Raw genomic sequence first — 21,363 nt, forward strand, 5'->3', positions numbered from 1 at the left:
GCCAGCGGGGAAAGCCAGCGCGATGTGCTGACAGACACAGGGCTCGTTGGTTAGAACAACAGGGAACAGAAATTCCGGAACAATGGGAAGGGAATTATTGTATGTGCCTCGACCGGACCGAGCGTCAGCATCACCTTTCAGGTCCACTCGGTTCCGCTCTTCTGGAGGCTTTTATCTCATGGAAAAGGCTGAGCTGTCTGGGTAAATCCCGAGCGCTGAAGATAACCCCCTCAGGCTGGAAAGCCTCCGGGCACCCTTTTGGCCTTCGTCAGCTACAGGGTAACCCCGCAGCAGAATAGTCCTTTTTTAATTTAGTCATGTGAACCAGGCGCTTTATATTGCTGTGACAGCTACTGACGAGTGAAGCTAACACCAGCTCTGGATGCGAATACTGTTAATGTGCCCTGAATCTACTGCTTTCGTCCGTCGATTATTAATTTCACCCACTTAATCTCACCGCAGTACAAAGTCATGTCATCAAATAATTTTTTGATTCAGTAACAGAAATGAAGCAGGTTTAACGTGGCAAATCATTCATAGCGGGCCTGGGCCCGCCATAAAGGAAATTACCGGGTTAACAGAGGAGGTACAGACGGGACTTCCGGCGCCGTATCAATATCATGTTGGGTCATGCGGAAAGCGTCAGGATAATGTTCCCGCGCCGTTCTTCTGGCCGGCTCTGTGCTGCGCCATGTGTACAGGCAATGCTGACACTGCTGTACCGTCCATACACCCTCAACAGGCGATGTTGCCATCATTTCAATGTGCTCATCAGCACAACGTGGACAAATCATACTCTCTCCTTAACCGCGATTTGATAACAGGGCCGTTAACTTCTCAACCCAGAGTGAGGTTTCTGGCAGGTCTTTTACCGGCTGACTGTAGTGGCCGCGTATATCGGGTGCGACCGGTGTCGTCGCATCGATCACAAGCTTATCTGTTATCCCTGCGGGACTAGAGCCCGGGTCCAGTTCCAGTACGGACATGTTTGGCAACTGAACGAGATCGCCTTGTGGATTGACCTTGGAAGACAGGGCCCACATAACCTGAGGCAGGTTAAAGGGATCGACATCTTCATCGACCATGATCACCATCTTGACATAGCCCAGACCATGCGGCGTCGTCATCGCACGTAGCCCTACCGCACGGGCAAACCCACCATAGCGTTTCTTAGTAGAAATAATGGCCAGTAAACCGTGCGTGTACATGGCGTTTACAGCCTGCACCTCGGGGAAATCCGCTTTCAATTGTTGATACAGAGGGACGCAAGTTGCCGGGCCTATCAGATAGTCAATTTCGGTCCAGGGCATGCCCAGATACAAGGATTCGAATATGGGCTTAGTGCGGTAGGAGACTTTATCAATCCGCACAACCGTCATCTTGCGACCGCCGGAATAGTGACCGGTAAATTCGCCAAACGGTCCTTCAATCTCACGTTTGCGGCCCTCAATCACGCCTTCAAGAATGACTTCCGATCCCCATGGCACATCAAAGCCTGTCAAAGGGGCCGTCGCGATGGGGTACGGGCTTTCACGAAGTGCACCTGCCATTTCATATTCTGACTGATCGTATTTCAGCGGCGTGGCTCCCATCAGCGTGATAACGGGGTCATTGCCCAGCGAGATAGCCACGGGCAAATCTTCGCCACGTTCTTCTGCCTTGTGAAGATGAAGTGCAATATCGTGCATCGGCACGGGCTGCAGCCCGAGTTTGCGTTTACCTTTCACCTCCATCCGGTAAATGCCAACGTTTTGCTTCCCGAAATGTTCCGGGTCAAGTGGGTCACGTGAAACTACGCAGGCCTTATCAAGATAGAAACCGCCATCGCCATCGTTTAAGCGAAACAGTGGAAGGATGTCGAAGAGGTTGATCTCTTCACCCTCAACGGTATTTTCTGACCAGGGCGCATTGGCGCGCCTTTCAGGAGCCACAGGAAACGTTTCCCAGCGGCGAATGAATTCGTCTATCTGCTGTTTCACTGGTGTATTCAGTGGGAGGCCCAGCGAAATGGCATGGTTTTGCCAGGAACCGATGGTGTTCATCACGACATGAGCATGATGGTAACCCTTAATTTTTTTAAACGAGAGGGCCGGTGCGCCTTCACCCATTCGCCCTGTCGCATTTGCCGCGGCGGCGATATCCGGTTCGGGCAACACCTCTTCATCAATTTCAAGAAGCTGGCCCTGTTCGTCCAGCGCCTTCAGGAAACTACGTAGGTCATCAAACGCCATTATTCACTCTCCATACTCAGAAATTTCTAAAGACTAGTTGAGGCCTTTCCAGCGATTTGCCTTTGGCGAGGCAATTCCAAACTGGTCGAGAACGCGGGCGACGACATGATCGATCACATCATCAATAGTTTTGGGGTGGTTATAAAAAGCGGGCATTGGCGGAACCATAGCGACGCCAAGACGAGAGAGGGCCAGCATATTTTCAAGATGAAGAGGACTGAGAGGCGTCTCTCTGGGAACCAGGACAAGTTTTCTGCCTTCTTTAATGATGACGTCAGCAGCCTGTCCAATGAGCCCTTCCGCGTATCCGATGCGAATGCCAGCTAACGTTTTCAAACTGCAGGGAATAATCACCATCCCATCGGTGTGAAAAGAGCCTGACGAGAGGGTAGCGGCCTGGTCGGCAGGACCGTGCACAACATCAGCCATATTCATCACCTCACGCGATGAAAAAGGCGTTTCGAGTTCAATTGTGGTTTTAGCCCACTTGCTCAAAATCAGATGCGTTTCAACCTCGCTGATTTCCTGTAAAACCCTGAGCAGCGCAACCCCTAAAGGCGCGCCTGTGGCTCCCGTCATACCGATGACAATTCTCATCTGACTGCCTCATTAAAATAATGTTCGTGTACGAATGAAATTGACGGTACGTCAGGCACGCCCTGAAAGTCAATTGATTTCTATGGTTACTATTATCAGCGTTATCTTTTATGTCTGCCGACAAAGAGTGTTGAACGGAGGGAATAATGATTTAACATTAGCAGGACACTGCGGGTAAAAAATCAGGAATAAACCTTAATGCACAAAGACTTGAGCAACCTTTTCTTTCATCTGACGCGGAAACTTCTTCAGGAACATACCGCCTTATGGCAGGAAAAGATGCCCTTTCTGACAAAGCAACAGTTCGCTGTTCTGTCAGCCGTTCATGCTCAACCGGGAATCGAACAACTGGACTTAATGGAGGCGGCGTTGAGTTCAAAGGCTACGCTGGCAGAACTGCTTGTACGAATGGAAGGTAAAGGACTGATCAATCGTGCAGAGGGAAAAAAAGACAAACGTCGTAGATTTATTACGCTGACGGTTCAGGGCGAAGAGATGCTTAAAACTGCGGCACCGATAGCTGAACGCGTTGATTCCCATTTTCTGAACAGGTTAGAAAAAAATGAACAAAACGAAATCATTAGTCTCCTGAAGATCATGTTAAAAAAACCTGTTTCCTGAAAGCATCCTTACCTTTTAGAAACAGGTTTAACCGCCGGGGCGTACCCGCAGCGGAATGACAAACCACCAGGGCCATCTTCGCCGCCTGGGAATATTCACGGCGCGGTTAGCGGATTTTGCGGGTAAATTGCTGTTCCGTAATCGTGCTGCCCCATTGATCCCCTTCCCACTCATTCGATAATTCAAACCCGAATGACTCGTATAAGCGCCTTGCCGCCGTTAGCTTATTAAAGGTCCATAGCTGCACCGCAGAGAACTTCTGCTCATCGCAAAACGCCATCGCCATTGCCATCAGTTTTCGACCGACACCGCTGCCCCGGCAGTCATCGTCAAGAATGAACCAGCGCAGATGCGCCTCATTGTTCCCGAGATCTTCACCATCAATGGCCACAGAGCCAACGATACGATCGTTCATGACTGCCAGCCAGATCTGGTTGCCTTCATTACCGAGACGTCCCGTAAAATCGGCAAGGCCCGCTGCGACCTTTGCTTCGAAAAAGGCACCGAAATTGTGCTCTCTGGCATAGTAACGGCCATGCATCTCCGTAATGCGGCCTGCCATGCCCGGCTGGTAGCCAGTGACGATGCTCACATGGCTGTGTTCATCAAGCTCTGTGTTTTCACGACAGGCTTTGAGTGCGCGGGCGTAGGATGACAGCCCCAGTGAGAAAGTGTGCTGTCGCGCAGGGTCAAGCTTTCTCAGCGCAGCGGCGACCCGCTCAGTGCCCGTCTGAACGGACCAGGCTTAACCGTGAATACCCACCAGTTGAGGAAGTAACTGCGCGATCACATCCACAACGCCCCTGACGCTCGGGGGAATAAAACGGGCATCAGGAAAAATCGCATAAAGAAACCTATCCGGGAGTCGCCATGTCGGCAGGACAGGAACCAGTAACCCCGACGCCAGCCCTTCCGTTGCCAGCGGATGCTGAATGCCCCCGATCCCGATACCTGCCTGAATAGCAGCGATGAGCCCTTCGCTGGTGTTGGCCCGAAAAACGGTGTTCACCTCTAATTCGATTGCCTCCTCTCCTGAAACTAACTGCAGAGGCCTGTCCAGCACGAGACCGCTGAACCGGATATGAGGCAACTGCGTCAGCTCATCAACTGAATGAATTTGTTTAAATCCCGGCGCCGCATAAAGCCCGGATGTCACGCGGCCCAGCATGCGTACCGCATGTAAGTCTGGCGATTTGCCCGCCAGCCGCACCGCAACATCTACCCCTTCACTGACCAGGTCGGCAATACGATCATCAAGTGAAAGCTCAAGATGTAATCCGGCGTGCGATTTCTGGAGCGCCAGAAGATGGGGAAGAAAAAGACGCCCTAAGCCGCTGGGCAACTGCACGCGCACCGTGCCCTGCCACTGCTGATCCCCGGGATTGAGCGCCCTCTCGGCTTCCCGTATGGCATCCAGCAAAGGTTTGATGTCGCGTCTGTACCTCTCTCCCTGCTCGGTGAGCATCATAACGCGCGTTGTCCGGCGAAATAACACCACACCCAGCTCTGCTTCCAGTGCGGCAATCTGCTGACTCACGGCAGACTGTTTCATGCCGATCAGGCGTGCAGCGGCGGAAAAGGAGCCTGCCTCAGCGACCCGCAGGAACGTCGCCATCGCGTTAAGCTTGTTGTTCATTTAATGATTTCACTTATAAGTGCCATCAGTTAAGGGGGATATGCGCAAAAAAATGAATATATCACACTCTCTCCCGTCACCTTATCTGGAGAAAATGCATGAATACGCTGCAAACGAAAAACGTCGCGCTGGTCGCGGGAGCCAGTGGCATTGTCGGGCGCCAGCTCGTTAACACGCTGCTGCAAAATGACTGGGAGGTGATTGGCCTGAGCCGTAACCCATCGCCGCATCTCCAAAACCTACCCGTTGTCACCGTAGATTTACGGGATGCCGGGCAGGCCGCACGTGCGCTGCAGCCGTTAACGCATGTCACGCATATTTTTTACAGTGCCTGGCTTAACGCGGCCAACTGGGCCGAAATGGTGGAACCCAACGTCACCATGCTGCGTAATCTGGTGTCCAACATTGATACCGTGGCATCGTTAAAAACGGTAAGCCTGATGCAGGGTTATAAAGTGTATGGCGCACATCTTGGTCCCTTTAAAACGCCTGCGCGTGAAAGCGATCCTGGCGTTGCTGGCGCTGAATTCAATGCGGCTCAACTGACGTGGCTCAGCGATTATCAACGTGGACGGTTATGGCGATGGAATGCTGTCAGGCCGGGCGTAGTAGGCAGTAACGTGCCCGGTAATACCATGAATCTTGCACTGAGCATCGCGCTGTATGCTTCACTTTGTCAGTCGCTGAATCTCCCGCTCCGTTTTCCTGGATCACCGCAGACCTGGGGCAGCATCGTTGATTTTACAGATGCAGGTTTACTCGCTGATGCAACGCTCTGGGCAGCCACCTCACCCGCGGCCTCAAACCAGGCGTTCAACGTCAACAACGGCGATGTCTGGCGCTGGGCTGAACTCTGGCCGTTGATTGCGCGTTGGTTTGAGATTGAATGCGCACCGCCCGTGAGAGTGTCGTTTGAGCGTATGTTCACAGATTACCGCTCAGTCTGGCGTGAACTTGCGCTGAGCAAGCGTCTGGCAGAATCTGACATTCTGAAGCTGAACGACGGGCAGTTCGCAGACTTTGTTTTTAGCTGGGATTATGACATGTTCGGCGATGGCAGTAAGCTGCGCCGTGCAGGATTTCGGGGCATGCAGGCAACAGATGAGATGTTCTTCCGTCTGTTCAGACAGTTCAGAACTGCCCGCATAATTCCTTAATCGCTGACCGCCGCGGGTTCCGGCCGGCGTAAACAAAAGTGGGCAGTCGGGACGCCCTTGCGCGGGAACAGATCCGTCGTATAAAAAATGCGGGCTTAGCAAACCGCTGATGATGCCTGTGCGTTGATTATGACGCACGGGCGTCATCCCCTCTGTGACGTTACTCGTCGTTTTATGTCCGTCGCGGCATAACTGAATTAAGCACCCATGAATAATTCACCGGAAGTCAACCATGTAGCCTGTATAACCGGTTATTGCGTCATTTCAGCCTTGAATAAACAGCCATCTTCTGCATGCTTATTAATCCACCTTCACTAAGGAAATATTATGCGTGATGAATACAAAAGCTGTATTGAGGCTTGTTATTTGTGTGCAGCCGCATGCGACCATTGTGCCGCCTCATGCCTTGAAGAAGAAAATGTCGATATGATGCGCACGTGCATAAAACTGGATATGCAATGTGCCAATATATGTCGTCTTGCCGCGCAGTTTATGGCGCTTAATAGCGAATTTGCGTCAGCGCTTTGTCAGCTCTGCGCGGAGGTCTGTCAGCGGTGCAGCGATGAATGCGGTCAGCACAGACATGACCATTGCCAGGATTGCGCCAGAGCCTGTCACCAGTGTGCTGAACATTGCAGGAAGATGGCCGCATGAGGCAGATTACCAGGCCCGCTTTGGCGGGTTTTTAATAAAGGTAAAGGACAGAGTGAATATTCAGCCTGAAGCTGATGTCACCTCGATCCAGTCGCGCCAATGCTATCCTGCGTGACTCGCCGACTCAGTTTACCGGTTGGCAGGCCCTGTCTGATACGTTCTGCACGGTGACAGGTTTAATGCGTGCATAAAATCATTTTAAAAGGACTGGCACAGGATACAGGAGTTGTAAGCTGTAGCGTTGAAATTCTGTCATTACCTGACTTTCTACAGCACATGTATTCTTTTATGAATCAAAATCCATTCGGAATAACCATTCAGAGCGCAGCGGCAAACGAATAGATCAGCGTCTGCGCTTCGTTTATTGCAGCCTGTTATTTCAGGGGTAAGCGGTAACATGATCATCCCACTCATGGCTAAAATTAAGATTATTCCCGAGCGTCTATCCAGCTGCGCTAACTGACTGTTTAAAGTTATTAAAATTTTCTGACTGTTATCTTTGACGGCGGCTTTTCATTTATTCAGTCTGCCGGTTCGCCTGCTTTATTCCCGTCTGACAGCTAATTTAAAACAACGTTGAGTAAATTACCCGGTCCGTTTATGCGCAACAGCGAGTCACCCTTTCAGCGCACGGGCCTGCTGGTCAGAAAGGCGAATACGATGGAAACATACTCCTCTGTCTGCGATGCGGAACAGCCGTCGGGCGTCAGCCGTGTTACCCCCTGCCCCCTGAACAGGCGGCCTGTCCAGCGACATTCTTATCGCCGAACCGCCAGACCTGGCGCGCAATTTGTCCGCACCGGGCATACGGCAAGCAGATGCTCTGTCTGGTTGCGGGAAAGCAGACATCGACAGGGTTTCCTGCGTCCTGTCACGGACAAGGCCGATAGCCACACATCGATTTATGCGCAGCCAGTCAACGACCCGCATCCGCCTGGTGTGCGCAATGCCGTGCAGAAGCGGTTACGGCGCTTTGAGCCGCAGGTAACGATTCCGTCCGGGGCGTTTAATCCGGTGGCGTTAGTCATCGTTCATGCTGCAAAAACGACGCAGATGGCAGGACGGGCTGATGAGCACATCATCAGGTTAACGAAAGACGATACGTTACGGCGGGAGATAAAACCGGCCCGGCAAGACATGTGCGCGTCGGGCCGGGAGAGCCGACAATCGTCTGGAAACGGTGTCAGCCGTTACCGTGGTCAGCCATGCTGATGCCTGAATCCGAAATCGTACTCTTGCTGTCGCGCGCGCAGTTTGCGTTGACGATAGGCATGCACATTGTGCTGGCGGCGTTTACCCTGGGGCTTGGCCTGATCATTGTTTTGCTGGAAGGAGCCTGGTTACGCTACCGCCGTTCACACCACTGGCAGGCGCTTCAGTTCTGGATGCGAGTCTTTTCGCTCACGGTTGCAGTGGGTGCCGTCTCGGGTGTGGTCATGGAATTCCAGTTTGGTACCAACTGGAGCCCCTTTGCTCATAAAGTGGGTGGCGTCATGGGCCCCCTGATGTTTTATGAAATCCTGGTGGCGTTTTTCCTGGAGTCAGGCCTGACCGGCGTGATGTTATTTGGTATGGGTAAAATAAACCCAAAACTGCACTTCGTTGTAACCTGCCTGGTGGCGTTAGGGGCTTTCCTCAGCGCATTCTGGATCCTTGCCGCCAACTCCTGGATGCAAACGCCTGTTGGCTATCTCCGCGATGAGCATGGCATTTTCCATGCCAGGAGCTGGATAAGCATCGTCTTCTCTCCCTCGTTTCCACTGCGGTTTACGCATATGGTGCTGGCCTCTCTTATTGCGAGTTTTTGCGTGACTGCCGGGGCCAGTGCATGGCGGTTACTTAAGCAACCCGCCGACCTTGCCGCGAAATGTGTGATGTCATGGTCCCTCTGGCTGCTGCTGATTGCTATGCCGCTGCAAATCGTAACGGGCGATCTGCAGGGCGAAAAAACCCATGACTACCAGCCTGCTAAACTGGCTGCAATTGAAGGCAGCTGGCGCAGGCCGCCTCAGGGTGAGGGGGAGCCTTTACGCCTTTTCGCCCTGCCCGATCAAAAAGCGCAGGTTAACCACGCAGAAGTGGCGATCCCGACAGTGGCCTCACTTTATTTGCGCCATAACCTCACCGGGCACATTAAAAGTCTGAGCGAATTCCAGCCTGATCAACAGCCGCCGGTCTGGCCGGTCTTTTTTGCCTTCCGCGTGATGGTAGGTATGGGGCTCATAATTTTTGTGACCAGCCTGACCGCGCTCTGGCTGCGTTACCGGCGCGCGCTGTGGCCGCGCCGGTTGATGAAGGGGGTTGTGGGCCTGACGCCCGCTGGCTTTATTGCCCTGCTCGCAGGCTGGATCGTGACTGAGGTGGGCCGTCAGCCCTGGACGATCTACGGGTTATTACGTACCGACCAAAGTATTGCTCCCCTTTCTTTATCGACCGTCATCTTCTCTTTCACCGGCATCATCGGGGTGTATTCTCTGGTCTTTGGCCTGGGAATCTATTATTTCTTACGCCTCGTTAATTCGTTCGACAGTCATGCGCTCAGCGACGAAATCAGCACGGAGGCCTCTTCATGAGTCTCGATGATCTGTCCGCCGCCACGGTAGCCTTTTCGTTACTCATCTACCTCTTGCTGGACGGAACCGATCTGGGCGTCGGTTCCGTTATTCTTTTTTTTGATAATGAGCAGGATCGCCGCCGCCTGGTCCAGTCCATCCTGCCTGTGTGGGATGCTAATGAAACCTGGCTTGTCCTGACCGCGGGTGCGCTTTTAGCACTATTTCCCGCGGCCTACAGTCGGATCTTTAATGCTATCTATGTTCCGCTGTTTCTGATGTTTTTCTCCCTCTTTGGCCGTGCGCTGGCGCTGGAATACCGCGGGCAGGCTTCATCTCGCGTTAAGCGCTGGCTTGATTTCGTCCTTTTTATCGCATCGTTTGCGGCCGGTTTCTTGCAGGGCTATATGGCCGGCTTACTGGTGAGCGGTTTACCGGGTCAAACCGAATTTAGCTGGCTGTCGGGATATGCATTAATCAGTGGCCTGGGCATGGTATGGATTAACAGCCTGCTGGCCTGTTGCTGGATACGCTGGCGCGTGGGCGATCAGGCAAACATACGTGCGAGGCAACTGAGTGGGTGGTTACTGGGGCTGACTTTCCTGTTTTTCATTTTTAACATAGCGTATTTACCTGCCCCCTGGCAGAAAGCCCTCTCAACGCTTCCCGGAAAAATAAGCCTCGCGCTTGTCGCACTCTGTTGGGCAGGGCTGATCGTGAAGTTGAAAAGTAACGCCGCTTTATCGCCGTTAATTTTTGCGCTGCTGATGGTGACGTTCACGTTTATCACCCTGATGACCGGCATGTATCCATGGCTGATTACTGGTACGTTAACGCTGTCTGACGCCTCTTCAGGTGCCTCTGGTCAGTATTTCTTGTTGGCGGGCATCGCCATCATTATGCCCCTGACACTGGTCTACAATAGCTGGGCTTTCTGGGTTTTTCGGGGACGGGTCAAATGATCCCACAGATAACCTGACAGACACGATCTGGCGCACGAACTGAACGCTGCGGCAGCCTTAACACATTCGCTGCGTTGCGCGATGAGGTTAACCGGTGCACTATCGATTTCATCGATTCGCTTTCTTACCGTTTCCATTAACGAAGAACATCCATCTATCTCGTCTTACCCGTTTATAAGTATGCGGCATGACATAACCCTCCGGTTAAATACAGTATTCCAGCCAGACGCGTGTAGCTATCAGCATCGTAATGACCCCGGAAGTGTCGGTTCTCCCTTTATGCCCGGTGCAGGCGCTCCTTCGCGATGTTCTGCCTAAAACCTGCAGCTGACAGGGTTATCACGTGTACTGATTGACCCGTACACATTGCGCGGTAACAACGCGCTAAAAACGCGGCTTTGACGTTAAGACCGGCTATTTGTGATTAACATCTTATTTACACAATTAACATCCTCTTTTTGCTGGCTTGCCGCTGGGCGATGACTCTATAGTCAATTTATTCTGTAAAACACAGTTTTACTCTGTAAACCCCGCATTGCGTGCAGACTGGCTCCCGAGTCCTGTCAGCAACGTCAGATTGGGTTCGAAAAGCATAAGGGGAAGCGATGGAGACAGTTAACGCACCGCATTTGCCTGTCAGAGAAACCTGGCTGGCACGGCATCACGAAAACGCGTTGATGCCCGATCTAACGATAGTGGATGCTCATCACCACTTATGGGATCGCCAGTCAGGACGTTATCTGGTTCCTGAGTTCAGCCACGATATTGAGCAGTCCGGACACCGGGTTCTGTCGACGGTTTATGTGCAGTGCCGTTCCATGCTGCGCTGTAACGGACCTGAAGCTTTCAGGCCCGTGGGTGAGGTTGAGTTCGCGAGCGGCGCTGCCGCTATGTTTGACAGTGGCCATTATGGTAAGGCAGCAGGCTGCGAAGCGATTGTAGGTGGTGCCAGTCTGCTGGCAGGAGATGACCTGCAACCCGTCATTGAACTCATGATGGCGCGCTCAGGTGGACGTTTACGAGGAATGCGTAATCCGCTTGCCTGGCACAGTGATCCCCGCGTCGTATCAAGCCCTGTCACACCGCCTGCTGGCCTTGCCACCACTACCGCATTTCGCAAAGGCGCAGCCTGCCTTGTCCGGAACGGACTCTCGCTGGATGTCTGGGTTTACCACACCCAGCTTGATGACATTATTGCGCTGGCAGATGCGCTACCCGATCTTCATATCATTGTGGACCACTGCGGCGGGCCGATCGGCACGGGGCCTTATGCTGGCAAAAGGGATACCGCCTTTCAGGCGTGGCAAAACGCCATTACCGCTCTGGCTGAACGACCAAACGTCAGCATGAAGATCAGCGGCTTTGGCATGACTGTCATGGGCTTTCCCTTCGCACAAAACGCCACACCACCGGACTCGCTGACGCTCTCTCTCGCCTGGCGGCCACTGTTTGAAACGCTGGTCGAAACGTTCGGCGTCACACGCTGTATGTTTGCCAGCAATTTCCCGGTCGACAAAGGCATGTTCAGCTATGGCGTGTTCTGGAACGCCTGCAAACGGCTGGCTGAACACGTGTCTGCCGACGAAAAAGCACACCTTTTCTGGCGCACCGCAGCGTTGAGCTATCGCTTATCTTCCCTGGAGAATGCTGATGAATATCAAATCAAGACCGCATGAGGCTCATTCACTGGAACAGAATGAAGCAAGCCTGACGCTCTCTCAAACATCGGCAGAAAAACGAACGCTCGCGCTGGGTGGGCTCGGGTGGGCTTTTGAAAGCTATGACTCATTTTTGCTCTCGCTTTTATTGCCTGTGCTTGGCGTGGTATTTGCTGTCAGCAAAACTGAACTGGGTCTGTTTATCAGCACCACGGCTGGCGGACAAATCATTGGCGGCATTCTGTTCGGGATGGTCGCCGACAAAATCGGACGAGTCAGAACCGCTTTCATTTGTATTACGATCTATTCGCTTTTCTCAGGACTGCTGGCCTTTTCCCATCATCAACAAACCTTTGCTTTGCTGCGATTTTGCGGGGCACTGGGAATGGGTGGGATGTGGACCTCAGGGGCAGCGCTCATCGCCGAAACGTGGCGCCCTGAACGCCGTGCCCGGGGTGGTGCACTGATGCAAATGGGTTTGCCGGTGGGGGCCATTTTAGCGATTGGGCTGACGGCACTGGTCACGGCGCTGACAGGCAAACTGGAAAACGGCGGATGGCGATACCTTTTCATGATTGGCGCCTTGCCGGTTTTTATCATGATGGTCATTGCCTATATCACGCCTGAATCGCCAGTGTGGCTGGCACGCCAGCGGGAACGGGCTCACAGACCGACCCAGACGGCGCGGTCGGGCAAAACGAATCTAAAAGGACTGTTGCTGGCCTTTACCTTTATTTTTTTCATTCAGTACCTGTTCTGGGGTGTTTTTACCTGGACGCCCACCTATCTACGTGAAGTGAAGCACCTTGATTTCCTGCACAGCCTGAAATTTGTGCTGGCCTTGCAAACAGGTGCGATTGCCGGCTTCCTTGTGTTTTCACTCCTGGCAGATAAATGGGGGCGCAGGCCCATGTTTTTGCTCTACCTGTTTATCGGCGCTGTGGCAGTCGGCCTGTATCTGGCGACAAGCCAGCCACTGGTTCTGATGGCAGCCATCTTTATGGCGGGGTTTGGTGTAAACGGTATTTTTGCCGGCTCCGGGCCCTTCCTTGCCGAGATTATTGGCGACACACAGTCACGCGGCTTTTTAATGGGCCTGGCTTATAACGGTGGTCGCTTAGGTGGGTTTATTGCGCCGCTACTTATTGGCTATGTTGCCAGCATAGGGGGATTTACCGCAGGGCTGGCGACCACAGTTCTGGCCTTTATCGCCGCGATGGTTGTGGTGTGGATGGCACCCGAAACGAAAGGCATTAAGCTGCAATAGCTCTTTTCCTGTAGCCTGATAAGGCACGACTGTTTTGGCCGTGCTTTTTTAGTGGCGCGGAGAGACAACCGATGGTTAGTGCAATGCTAACCATCCTTCCGGGCTCACCGCTTTTGATCAATTTATTACCCCAATGACGTGTCACTCTTGCTGCCAAAAGCGGATGTTCAATTAAACATAGAAGACAGCACTATCACATGACCTGACCATAATACCAACGCTCTCCGGTGAACCATTCATCACGATTCTCACTCCCGTAGTATTCGAGTGTTATACCCAGCTCCTGCACATTAGCTGGAAGCATGAGCCCCCACCCAGCAGCCAGGCTGTGTTCCTGAATCAAAGCGGAGGCACCCTTTTCTGAATAGTTTTCAGTAATAAAGCTTTGGTAATAGTCCTCTGACCGATACAGACAGATTTCGCTTGTAAACATATCTGGAAGGCATATAACAGCAGTAATCCGTGGGAGATAATTCTTGTCTGCAGTTACCGTAATGAGATTTGAACAAGCGTTGATCATGGCTTGCGCACAGGCTGCCTCATATCTAAGCGTGCTGTACTTTCCCTGAACAAGATTGATTTCCACAGAGATTTTGAAATTGCAGTATTGCTCATTTTCAGAAAACAGGGCTCGCTCAAGGCAGTTGAAAGTATCAGCCCAACGGTTAAGAGCTTTCAGGCGGCGTGGAATGTTTCTGAATTTGGTTCGATGATTTCTGTTAAGTCCTCTGCTTATGATTATTTTATATTTTAAACTGGTGAAATAATGTAGGCGATAGTGCAACACAGAATCATGTTGTGCTCAAAATTACAGCTAATTATTACATAGCAATGTAACGCCCTTTTCTTCTTTTGGACCTTTTATGTCAGTCCGCTCCTCGCTCATATGGGACAACCATAATCACATCTCCTAACCAAAGGAGATTGAGCATGACAACATCCCCCTGGAACAAGGGCCGTATTATTGGCCAGAAACGGCCTCTTCAGATCTCTCATATCTGGGGTATCCGTATCAGACTTGAGCTGGAAGGAAAAGTACGCGATTTAGTTCTGTTTAACATGGCTCTGGACAGTAAACTTCGGGGCTGTGATCTGGTAAAGCTAAAAGTTTCTGATGTAGCCTATGGGCACTCTGTTTCGAGCAGAGCGACAGTGCTGCAGCAAAAAACTGGAAGTCCTGTACAGTTTGAACTTACTAAAGGAACAAGAGAGGCTGTAGCAGCCTGGATCAAAATGGCTCATCTACATAGTAGCGACTATCTATTCCAGTCCCGCGTCGGTTCTTCACGACATATCTCAACCAGGCAATATAACCGTATTTTTCATGGATGGATTGATAAGCTGGGTCTCGACGAGACTCTGTACAGTACGCATTCTATGCGAAGAACCAAGCCATGTCTGATCTATAAAAAAACGAAGAATCTTCGAGTGAACCAGCTACTTTTAGGTCACAAAAATCTCGAAAGTACCGTCCGTTATCTCGGTATTGAAGTGGATGATGCCCTGGAGATATCTGAGTCTATTGAAGTTTGATTTAGGAGGGCTGCAACAGCAGCCCGGTGCCAAAAGGAGACATCATTCGAGGAATATACAAATTAAAAAATGAAAGCACGGTTAGATATGCTTTCATGCAATCCAACTGGCAACGATTTTAATCAACCTTACCAGCAATCCGGTCAAATAAGACCTCAGGATCTATAGTTTGAGTTCTGGTGCGCATCAGTGACAGTTGTCTGAAATGCGGGCTGCCATGAGCTATTACGGGCAAAAGCGCAGCGCCAATTGCAGGGGCCATAGCTCCAAGACGCGCACTTTCTAACCGCGACGTGTCTCTTGTTTTTCGGGCAGAGACAGAAGGAAGTAATGGATAGGTGCGATCAACCAGCGAGGAAAACAGCGCTGAAGGAAGATAGCCCCCAATCAAAATTTTCTGCGGATCGAACATGTTTTCAATGACTGAAATAAGGATACGTAACCGCTTACTGTTGCATTCCAGCCATGACATCAGCTGACTGTCTCGTTGAACGTACAATTTTTCAAGATAGCCGGGCTTTTCAACCGCATCCAGGTCAACGTTCAACGTGGTTGCCAGCTCCTCTAATGAGAAAGGGGGAATATCGCGGGGGCACTTCGTTAACTCAGGTGGCCAGCAGATCATCCCAATCTCACCCGCATTGTTAAACGCCCCCTGAAACGGCAGACCGTCGACAATGATTCCGGCACCCAGTCCGTGACCGACAAAGATATAGACGTAATGCGTCATTCCACTGGCTGCCCCCGCATGGCGTTCTGCTATCGCAGCGGCAGTCGCATCATTCTCAACAATAACCGGTACCCCACAGCGCGCTTCAAGCCTGTCGGCGACGGGAATCTGGCTCCACGACTGCCAACCCGGTGCACCGACGTACTCCTCGTATCCGGCCTCCTGCAGGGTCGGCATCGCGATGCCGGTTCCCCACACAGGTATCCCCTCACACTTCAGCGTCAGATCGGCAATGACGTGGGCGATGGTGTCGAGGCTCGCTTCAGGATTATTCCACTCCATTGGCGCGTGCAGGCTGGCTAACGCATTTGCGGCAAGGTCACAGGCGACAGCAGTAATCCCTTTCCGATCAAGATGTATTCCTAAAGCACAACCTGCGCGATGATTAAGCCGCAACAACTTTTGCGGGGCACCGCGTCGGTGTTGCAGGCGCCCTTCCTCACTGACCAGCCCACGCTCAAGCAAATCCTTTGTGATGTTAGTAATCGTTTGAGGCTGGAGTCCTGTTGCGTTGACCAGGTCCGATCGCGATAGCACACCAGCCGTACGGATCAGATCAAAAACCAGCCTGCGATTATAGCGGCCTGAAAAGGCATGGTTATTACCCGGGTATGCCACAGTGCTTTCGCCTTTTTTAAATCCATTAAATGGATAATAGAATGGAGAGCCTAATCACGTCCAGCGCTCAATTTTTAAAAAAATCGATTTTTGTCATAAAAAAATCATAAAAGCCCCGTTTAATTGCCCACATTCACCATTTAATTAAACCATTAACTGGATTTAAATGCAGGAGTGTGCCGACAATGAGTAAGGTGTTTTATTCCCTGGTCGCGTTGACCGTCAGCGCGTTATTAATGACGGGCACCGCCAGTTCTTCTGAGTTGGTGATTTACACGGCTCACGGTGAAACGACGACATCACCTGTCCTTGAGATGTTTAAAAAAGTGCATCCGGAAATTAACGTCACACTGGTAAGAGGCGGTACTGGCGAAGTGGTCGAAAGGCTGCGCGCCGAGGCAGGCAACCCTTCAGCGGATCTCATGTGGGGAGGCCCCACACAGATTTATGATGAAAATGCGGCTCTGTTCCAGCCTTATGAGAGCAAAACAGACAGTGCAATGGTCACCGCAGATCCACGTCATATCTGGCATCCTTTTACCCTTCTTCTGCAACCCATCATCGTGAGTACGAAGCGTGTCCCTTCAACAGAAATGCCGTCCTCGCAGGCCGATATGGTAACAGGAAAATGGCGAAAACAGGGGACATTGATCATCCCCGATCCGGCCCGTTCGGGAACCGGTTATACCCTGATATCGGCGCTTGCCGGACAGTTTGGTTGGCCGTTTATCTGCAATCTGGTCAAAGGTGCACGGATCGCAGCAGGCTCCGATGATGCCTTCAACGCCGTCCGTGATGGCGAAGCCGCGGCAGGCTGGATAAACGAAGATTTGGGCGCTAAATGGAAAGCCAACGGACTGCCGGTCAGCATTGTTTATCCCACTGATGCGGTGACCGGTCAGATTGATGCACAGGCTGTCGTTCAGGGCGCTCCTCATCCCAATCAGGCCAAACTGTTTATCGACTTTCTCGGACAGAAAGACACGCATGAAAAAGTCAGGGATCTCACGATACGTCGTTCAGCCCGCTCAGATATCGCGCCTCCCGCTGCGCTTCCCGATCTGAGCACGCTCAATATTATCTCGCCACAGGACCCTAAACAGGTTGTCGTCGCACGTTTTCAGGCGGCGTTACCAAAATGAAAGGGCTTCGTGATTCATGGCGCTGGTTCACCGTCCTTATGCTGCTGTTCTGTGGAATAACCATCCTCTGGCCTCAGGCTCGCCTGCTCAGCGCATCATTGCTGAGCGACAGTGGCAAATTTACCCTTGTAAGTCGGGCTGGAGGGCTTGACGCCGTTCCGGAAATGACTCGCGACTATACGCTGAAAACAGATAAGGATGGCGTGACGGTGACAAAACGTGGCGATGAACCACTGCGTTTTGTCGCCTCGGGCACAAATAAAATAGTGATTCACAGTACATCGCCGCTCAGCGTTACCTCTGCAAGCCGCGGAGAAATGCATTTAGGCGTGGGCAGCGACACTTTACTCCTGACTCAGCAAGCGCCGCGAAGCCTTTTCAGTCGAACAGCGGCAAAATCGCTAACGGCTACCTTGCAGCCAGACGGAACAGTCATTCTCGGGCACGCGACGAATGCATTTATCACAGCAGAAAATCCGACGCTGACCTATACGCTCAGCCATTATTTTGCCTTTATTGCCACCAGTGAAACGCTGCACGCTACCCTGAACAGCCTGATGATTTCCTTTTTTGCCACGACGCTCGCCGCGTTAATTGGCGTTTCGCTGGCCTATATGATCGCGCGCTTCAGAATTGCAGGCGCCAACGCGCTTGTTTTCATGGTGACAATGGCATCGGTTTCTCCCCCTTTCCTTGGTGCCTATGCCTGGCGGCTTCTGCTGGGACGCAACGGGATTGTGACGACGTTGCTGGACTTGCAGACGTCAATTGTGGGCATTTATGGGGTCACTTGGGTCATCACCTGGCTGGTTTTTCCGGTTATATTTTTGCTCAGTTACAGCGCCTTTCGGCAACTGGATGCGTCCCATATTGAGGCAGCAGAGTCTCTGGGCGCATCCCCCTTACGTGCCCGTCTGACAGTGGAGATTCCGTTAGCCATGCCGGGAATCGTGACAGGGCTCTATCTGGCGATGATGGCGGCCCTGTCAGACTTCGGCACACCGCGCATCATTGGTCTTGATTTGAATGTCTTACCTGTACTGATCTATAACGCGTTTCTGAGTGAAGCGGGAAGAAACCCTGCACTGGCGGCCACGGGTTCAGTGGTTCTGGTCGCGATTTCCAGCCTTTTTCTTATGATGCAGCAGCTCTATCTTTCACGTCGTGGCTATGCTGCCGTTTCATCACGGCGTCCCGAACAACGCGAACTTTCCCGTGCAGGTCACTGCCTGACCCTTATCCTGAGCGGCTGTGTTCTGCTGCTGGCCTTTGTCCCGCACATCACTGTGCTGGTTACCAGCTTTGTTAAATGGCGTGTGGGCCTGCCAACGCTGACTCCCACGTTGGCTAACTATGTAACCATGTGGAAAAACGGGTTGATGCCCGCATGGGTCACGCTGTCACTGGGTCTTTCGGGCACGCTGGTTGCCTTTGCCGGGGGACTGGGCGTGGCTTACGTTCTGGTGCGTAAACGCTACACATTCCTTGCGCCTTCGCTTAGCGGTCTTGTCATGTTGCCTTATGTTATTCCTGGAACCGTGCTGGGCATCGGGCTGATCCTGATTTTCAATCAGGCACCTCTGCAGCTCACCGGGACGTGGTTTATTCTGGCACTGGCTTACGTCGTCCGAAACCTGCCCTTTACCGTTAAAGCGTCTGAAGCCGCACTTCGCCAGGTTCATCCTGCTCTCGACGAAGCCGCCATCAGCTTAGGTGCCAGACCCGCTCGCGTTTTTCTGACCATCACGGCCCCGCTAATGCTGGCCGGGGCACTCACCGGTGCGACGCTGACGTTTTTACATATCGTCACTGAACTGTCTTCGACAATCGTCCTCTATCGTCCGCCCTGGAAGCCCATGACGGCCGTGATATTTGAAAACACGCTGGTCGATGCCGATTTTGGCATTTCTGCAGCCCAGACGATTTTGCTGATGCTGATTATCTATGTGCCACTTTATGCCGTTGTCCGTTACGGGCAGTCGGAGAGGAACAATTATGTCTGACATTCATCACGACGCAGCATCGCGGCGAGGCTGTGAGGTGACTATTCAGTCTGTGTCAAAACGCTATAGCACGCATCTTGTTCTGGATGATGTCTCAATGACGATCCGACCGGGCGAGTTCTTTACGTTGCTGGGCCCGTCAGGCTGCGGTAAAACGACCTTACTTCGTTCAGTGGCAGGCTTTCACGCGATTAACAGCGGTCACATCTTATTTGACGGCGTCGACGTGTCAACACGCGCCCCCTGGGACAGAAATATCGGTTTTGTCTTCCAGAACTACGCGCTGTGGCCCAATAAAACCATTTTCGATAACGTGGCTTACGGGCTTAAGTTACGGAAAATCAGCAGGGAAGACATTCAAAAACGGGTTCGCCTTGCACTGGCTCAGGTGCAGCTTCGCCATGTGGAAGAACGCTATCCGGCTGAAATGAGCGGCGGCATGCAACAGCGCATCGCAATGGCCCGCGCACTTGTTATCGATCCGCCACTGTTGTTACTGGATGAGCCGATGTCCAACCTTGACGCAAAACTCCGCGTCTCGTTAAGGCAGGAACTGCGCGAATTGCAGCAGCGCATCGGTGTGACCGCTATTTATGTCACACACGATCAGGAAGAGGCGTTGGCGCTGTCTGACCGCATTGCCGTAATGAGGGGGGGAAAAGTCGATCAACTCGCCTGCCCGGAAGCGGTCTATTCCCGTCCCGAAACGCGCTTTGTGGCAGACTTTGTCGGTCAGGCCAACTTTATCGACGGCGTGCTGGAAGACCAGGGCTTCAGACCGGATGAAGGTCCTTTTTTAAACATCATCGTTCCGTCACGAAGAGGACGAGCAACCTTTTTCGTGCGCCCCGAAAGCGTTCACTTTTGTGAGCCGGGCACTGGCGCCTGCGACGTGACCGTCACGGATGTACGTTACATTGGCCGCGCATGGGTTCACATCTTGTCATTCAGCCCCAAGCACAGCCTCTCGGCTGAAGCCAGCGCCCCTCTGCCGCGCGGCAAGCGTGTAGGCATTACGTTTGATAACCCACGTTTTATGAAGGAGGAGGCATGACAAAAAATGACCTAGACAGACCTCGCCTTCTTCTGGCGGCGAAGCGCGCAGCCCGGGCAGGCGGTGCTGAGCTGATTAAGCGCTTTGGCAGCCTGGAAGACACCGACATCTGTAAGAAAGGCACCGCAGATTATGCTTCTGCCGCCGATCTGGCTGCAGAAAGCATCATCTTTTCGCGTCTTAACGAAGACGCGCCGGGTTTTGGTTTCCTGGGGGAAGAAACGGGGTTTACCCGCGGCCATCATTCGCAATACTGGGTCGTCGACCCGCTGGATGGCACCAGCAATTTTATCTGGGGTATCCCTTACTTTGCGGTCAGTATTGCGCTCTGCGATGACGAGGGGGAAATACTGGGCGTTGTATACGATCCGCTTCGGGAAGAGTGCTTTACCGCCATCAGAGGTCAAGGTGCCCGCCTGGATGGTCTGCCGCTTCCGGATTTGACGGCGAAAACACCGGCTGAAGCACTGTGCTCGGTCTCGCTGCCTGTTCCTGGACAGTTAAAGGTAATTGACCAGACGGTACTTTTTAACGGCCTGGCGCGGCTTATGGCTGAAAGCGCAGGCGTCCGGCGACTGGGTTCGGCGGCGCTCGATCTTGCCTATGTCGCATCAGGCAGACTGGACGCGTTTTTTGAGGACGGGTTGAGTTATTACGATATCGCCGCAGGAAAATTGATTGCCCAGGAAAACGGCATTCAGGTCAGGCAATTTTCTGGCGAAGAAGCCCATGAAGGTTCGGTGGTAGCAGCGCGTCCTGAACTTTATGACTGGTTCCATCAACGCTTTTCATAACCCCTCAGTGAGCTATATCTACATGCATATATGAAATGCGCACAGGCCAGATGTGTCAGCACATAGCTTTTAAAACTATTGAGCACCACAGACCTCAAGTATGCATGTCAGTAGGGTTCGTTTTAACTTCTGACCCGACTTTGACCGGTGTCGC

The 21,363-nt window shown here is 52.3% G+C and carries 18 protein-coding genes and 2 pseudogenes; 12 read left to right on the forward strand and 8 right to left on the reverse strand.

Features of this window, described 5'->3' with window-relative positions; genetic code table 11:
* Window positions 1–566: 566 nt before the first annotated feature.
* The 3 genes from C1N59_RS12200 to C1N59_RS12210 are packed head-to-tail and all read right to left on the reverse strand — an operon-like array spanning window position 567 to window position 2,828.
* Complete coding sequence (locus C1N59_RS12200; RefSeq protein WP_375096212.1) at window positions 567–794, reverse strand: non-oxidative hydroxyarylic acid decarboxylases subunit D; 228 nt, start codon at window positions 792–794, stop codon at window positions 567–569.
* Between the two features lie 9 nt (window positions 795–803).
* Window positions 804–2,231 carry a non-oxidative hydroxyarylic acid decarboxylases subunit C gene (locus C1N59_RS12205; RefSeq protein ID WP_058709221.1) on the reverse strand — a complete coding sequence of 476 codons (1,428 nt, stop codon included), beginning with the start codon at window positions 2,229–2,231 and terminating at the stop codon, window positions 804–806.
* A gap of 33 nt (window positions 2,232–2,264) precedes the next feature.
* Window positions 2,265–2,828 (reverse strand): non-oxidative hydroxyarylic acid decarboxylases subunit B, encoded by a 564-nt coding sequence (locus C1N59_RS12210; protein ID WP_394549602.1) that lies wholly within the window; start codon window positions 2,826–2,828, stop codon window positions 2,265–2,267.
* Between the two features lie 198 nt (window positions 2,829–3,026).
* Here C1N59_RS12210 and C1N59_RS12215 point away from each other — a divergent pair, with 198 nt between their 5' ends.
* Window positions 3,027–3,449 (forward strand): MarR family winged helix-turn-helix transcriptional regulator, encoded by a 423-nt coding sequence (locus C1N59_RS12215; protein ID WP_394549603.1) that lies wholly within the window; start codon window positions 3,027–3,029, stop codon window positions 3,447–3,449.
* 106 nt (window positions 3,450–3,555) lie between these two features.
* Here C1N59_RS12215 and C1N59_RS12220 read toward each other — a convergent pair.
* Together C1N59_RS12220 and C1N59_RS12225 are read right to left on the reverse strand one after the other, a co-directional pair.
* Window positions 3,556–4,176 (reverse strand): annotated as a pseudogene (locus C1N59_RS12220) (GNAT family N-acetyltransferase); the annotation flags it as partial.
* A gap of 18 nt (window positions 4,177–4,194) precedes the next feature.
* Entirely contained in the window at window positions 4,195–5,085 is an 891-nt protein-coding gene (locus C1N59_RS12225) for a LysR family transcriptional regulator (RefSeq protein WP_394549605.1), read from the reverse strand.
* 98 nt (window positions 5,086–5,183) lie between these two features.
* Between C1N59_RS12225 and C1N59_RS12230 the strand changes: the two genes are divergently transcribed.
* The 4 genes from C1N59_RS12230 to C1N59_RS12245 all read left to right on the forward strand — a co-directional run bounded on the left by C1N59_RS12230 (window position 5,184) and on the right by C1N59_RS12245 (window position 10,410).
* A complete protein-coding gene (locus C1N59_RS12230; protein WP_394549606.1) occupies window positions 5,184–6,242 on the forward strand; it encodes an SDR family oxidoreductase in 1,059 nt (352 codons plus the stop codon).
* Between the two features lie 327 nt (window positions 6,243–6,569).
* Entirely contained in the window at window positions 6,570–6,896 is a 327-nt protein-coding gene (locus tag C1N59_RS12235; protein WP_205954473.1) for a four-helix bundle copper-binding protein, read from the forward strand.
* 1,211 nt (window positions 6,897–8,107) lie between these two features.
* Window positions 8,108–9,469: a cytochrome ubiquinol oxidase subunit I gene (locus tag C1N59_RS12240; RefSeq protein WP_394549608.1), complete on the forward strand. Its 1,362-nt coding sequence runs from the start codon at window positions 8,108–8,110 to the stop codon at window positions 9,467–9,469.
* Entirely contained in the window at window positions 9,466–10,410 is a 945-nt protein-coding gene (locus tag C1N59_RS12245; protein WP_394549609.1) for a cytochrome d ubiquinol oxidase subunit II, read from the forward strand. Before C1N59_RS12240 ends, C1N59_RS12245 begins: the two co-directional genes overlap by 4 nt.
* Before the next feature lie 7 nt (window positions 10,411–10,417).
* On the opposite strand, the pseudogene C1N59_RS12250 reads toward C1N59_RS12245, so the two are convergent.
* Window positions 10,418–10,547 (reverse strand): annotated as a pseudogene (locus tag C1N59_RS12250) (chorismate mutase); the annotation flags it as partial.
* A gap of 468 nt (window positions 10,548–11,015) precedes the next feature.
* Here C1N59_RS12250 and C1N59_RS12255 point away from each other — a divergent pair.
* Window positions 11,016–12,086, forward strand: coding sequence for an amidohydrolase family protein (locus tag C1N59_RS12255; protein ID WP_394549610.1), 1,071 nt, complete (start codon window positions 11,016–11,018; stop codon window positions 12,084–12,086).
* A complete protein-coding gene (locus C1N59_RS12260; protein WP_394549611.1) occupies window positions 12,061–13,335 on the forward strand; it encodes an MFS transporter in 1,275 nt (424 codons plus the stop codon). Before C1N59_RS12255 ends, C1N59_RS12260 begins: the two co-directional genes overlap by 26 nt.
* A 193-nt stretch (window positions 13,336–13,528) precedes the next feature.
* Here the strand turns inward: C1N59_RS12260 and C1N59_RS12265 are convergent, their stop codons facing one another.
* A complete protein-coding gene (locus tag C1N59_RS12265; protein WP_394549613.1) occupies window positions 13,529–14,122 on the reverse strand; it encodes a DUF3916 domain-containing protein in 594 nt (197 codons plus the stop codon).
* A 143-nt stretch (window positions 14,123–14,265) separates the two neighbouring features.
* On the opposite strand from C1N59_RS12265, the gene C1N59_RS12270 reads away from it, so the two are divergent.
* Window positions 14,266–14,868, forward strand: a complete 603-nt coding sequence (locus C1N59_RS12270) for a tyrosine-type recombinase/integrase (protein ID WP_394549614.1) — start codon at window positions 14,266–14,268, stop codon at window positions 14,866–14,868.
* Window positions 14,869–14,986: 118 nt separating this feature from the next.
* On the opposite strand, the gene C1N59_RS12275 is transcribed toward C1N59_RS12270, so the two are convergent.
* Window positions 14,987–16,216: an ROK family transcriptional regulator gene (locus C1N59_RS12275; RefSeq protein ID WP_022623068.1), complete on the reverse strand. Its 1,230-nt coding sequence runs from the start codon at window positions 16,214–16,216 to the stop codon at window positions 14,987–14,989.
* Window positions 16,217–16,401: 185 nt separating this feature from the next.
* On the opposite strand from C1N59_RS12275, the gene C1N59_RS12280 reads away from it, so the two are divergent.
* From C1N59_RS12280 to C1N59_RS12295, 4 genes are read left to right on the forward strand one after another with little or no spacing between them, the layout of a single operon-like run.
* Window positions 16,402–17,358, forward strand: coding sequence for an extracellular solute-binding protein (locus C1N59_RS12280; protein ID WP_394549616.1), 957 nt, complete (start codon window positions 16,402–16,404; stop codon window positions 17,356–17,358).
* Complete coding sequence (locus tag C1N59_RS12285) at window positions 17,355–19,361, forward strand: ABC transporter permease (RefSeq protein ID WP_394549617.1); 2,007 nt, start codon at window positions 17,355–17,357, stop codon at window positions 19,359–19,361. The genes C1N59_RS12280 and C1N59_RS12285 overlap by 4 nt, the downstream gene beginning before the upstream one ends.
* A complete protein-coding gene (locus tag C1N59_RS12290) occupies window positions 19,354–20,415 on the forward strand; it encodes an ABC transporter ATP-binding protein (RefSeq protein ID WP_394549618.1) in 1,062 nt (353 codons plus the stop codon). The genes C1N59_RS12285 and C1N59_RS12290 overlap by 8 nt, the downstream gene beginning before the upstream one ends.
* Complete coding sequence (locus tag C1N59_RS12295) at window positions 20,412–21,209, forward strand: inositol monophosphatase family protein (RefSeq protein WP_394549620.1); 798 nt, start codon at window positions 20,412–20,414, stop codon at window positions 21,207–21,209. Before C1N59_RS12290 ends, C1N59_RS12295 begins: the two co-directional genes overlap by 4 nt.
* Window positions 21,210–21,363: the final 154 nt, after the last annotated feature.

The sequence above is a fragment of the Pantoea sp. SGAir0183 genome (genome assembly GCF_043545505.1).

What these genes read in the sequence shown, in the direction of transcription:
- C1N59_RS12230 (WP_394549606.1), top strand. Translation starts at nt 5,184, where the DNA reads ATGAATACGCTGCAAACGAAAAACGTCGCGCTGGTCGCGGGAGCCAGT.
- C1N59_RS12280 (WP_394549616.1), top strand. Translation starts at nt 16,402, where the DNA reads ATGAGTAAGGTGTTTTATTCCCTGGTCGCGTTGACCGTCAGCGCGTTA.
- C1N59_RS12295 (WP_394549620.1), top strand. Translation starts at nt 20,412, where the DNA reads ATGACAAAAAATGACCTAGACAGACCTCGCCTTCTTCTGGCGGCGAAG.
- C1N59_RS12255 (WP_394549610.1), top strand. Translation starts at nt 11,016, where the DNA reads ATGGAGACAGTTAACGCACCGCATTTGCCTGTCAGAGAAACCTGGCTG.
- C1N59_RS12270 (WP_394549614.1), top strand. Translation starts at nt 14,266, where the DNA reads ATGACAACATCCCCCTGGAACAAGGGCCGTATTATTGGCCAGAAACGG.
- C1N59_RS12235 (WP_205954473.1), top strand. Translation starts at nt 6,570, where the DNA reads ATGCGTGATGAATACAAAAGCTGTATTGAGGCTTGTTATTTGTGTGCA.
- C1N59_RS12245 (WP_394549609.1), top strand. Translation starts at nt 9,466, where the DNA reads ATGAGTCTCGATGATCTGTCCGCCGCCACGGTAGCCTTTTCGTTACTC.
- C1N59_RS12260 (WP_394549611.1), top strand. Translation starts at nt 12,061, where the DNA reads ATGAATATCAAATCAAGACCGCATGAGGCTCATTCACTGGAACAGAAT.
- C1N59_RS12285 (WP_394549617.1), top strand. Translation starts at nt 17,355, where the DNA reads ATGAAAGGGCTTCGTGATTCATGGCGCTGGTTCACCGTCCTTATGCTG.
- C1N59_RS12290 (WP_394549618.1), top strand. Translation starts at nt 19,354, where the DNA reads ATGTCTGACATTCATCACGACGCAGCATCGCGGCGAGGCTGTGAGGTG.
- C1N59_RS12200 (WP_375096212.1), bottom strand. Translation starts at nt 794, where the DNA reads ATGATTTGTCCACGTTGTGCTGATGAGCACATTGAAATGATGGCAACA.
- C1N59_RS12210 (WP_394549602.1), bottom strand. Translation starts at nt 2,828, where the DNA reads ATGAGAATTGTCATCGGTATGACGGGAGCCACAGGCGCGCCTTTAGGG.
- C1N59_RS12240 (WP_394549608.1), top strand. Translation starts at nt 8,108, where the DNA reads ATGCCTGAATCCGAAATCGTACTCTTGCTGTCGCGCGCGCAGTTTGCG.
- C1N59_RS12225 (WP_394549605.1), bottom strand. Translation starts at nt 5,085, where the DNA reads ATGAACAACAAGCTTAACGCGATGGCGACGTTCCTGCGGGTCGCTGAG.
- C1N59_RS12215 (WP_394549603.1), top strand. Translation starts at nt 3,027, where the DNA reads ATGCACAAAGACTTGAGCAACCTTTTCTTTCATCTGACGCGGAAACTT.
- C1N59_RS12205 (WP_058709221.1), bottom strand. Translation starts at nt 2,231, where the DNA reads ATGGCGTTTGATGACCTACGTAGTTTCCTGAAGGCGCTGGACGAACAG.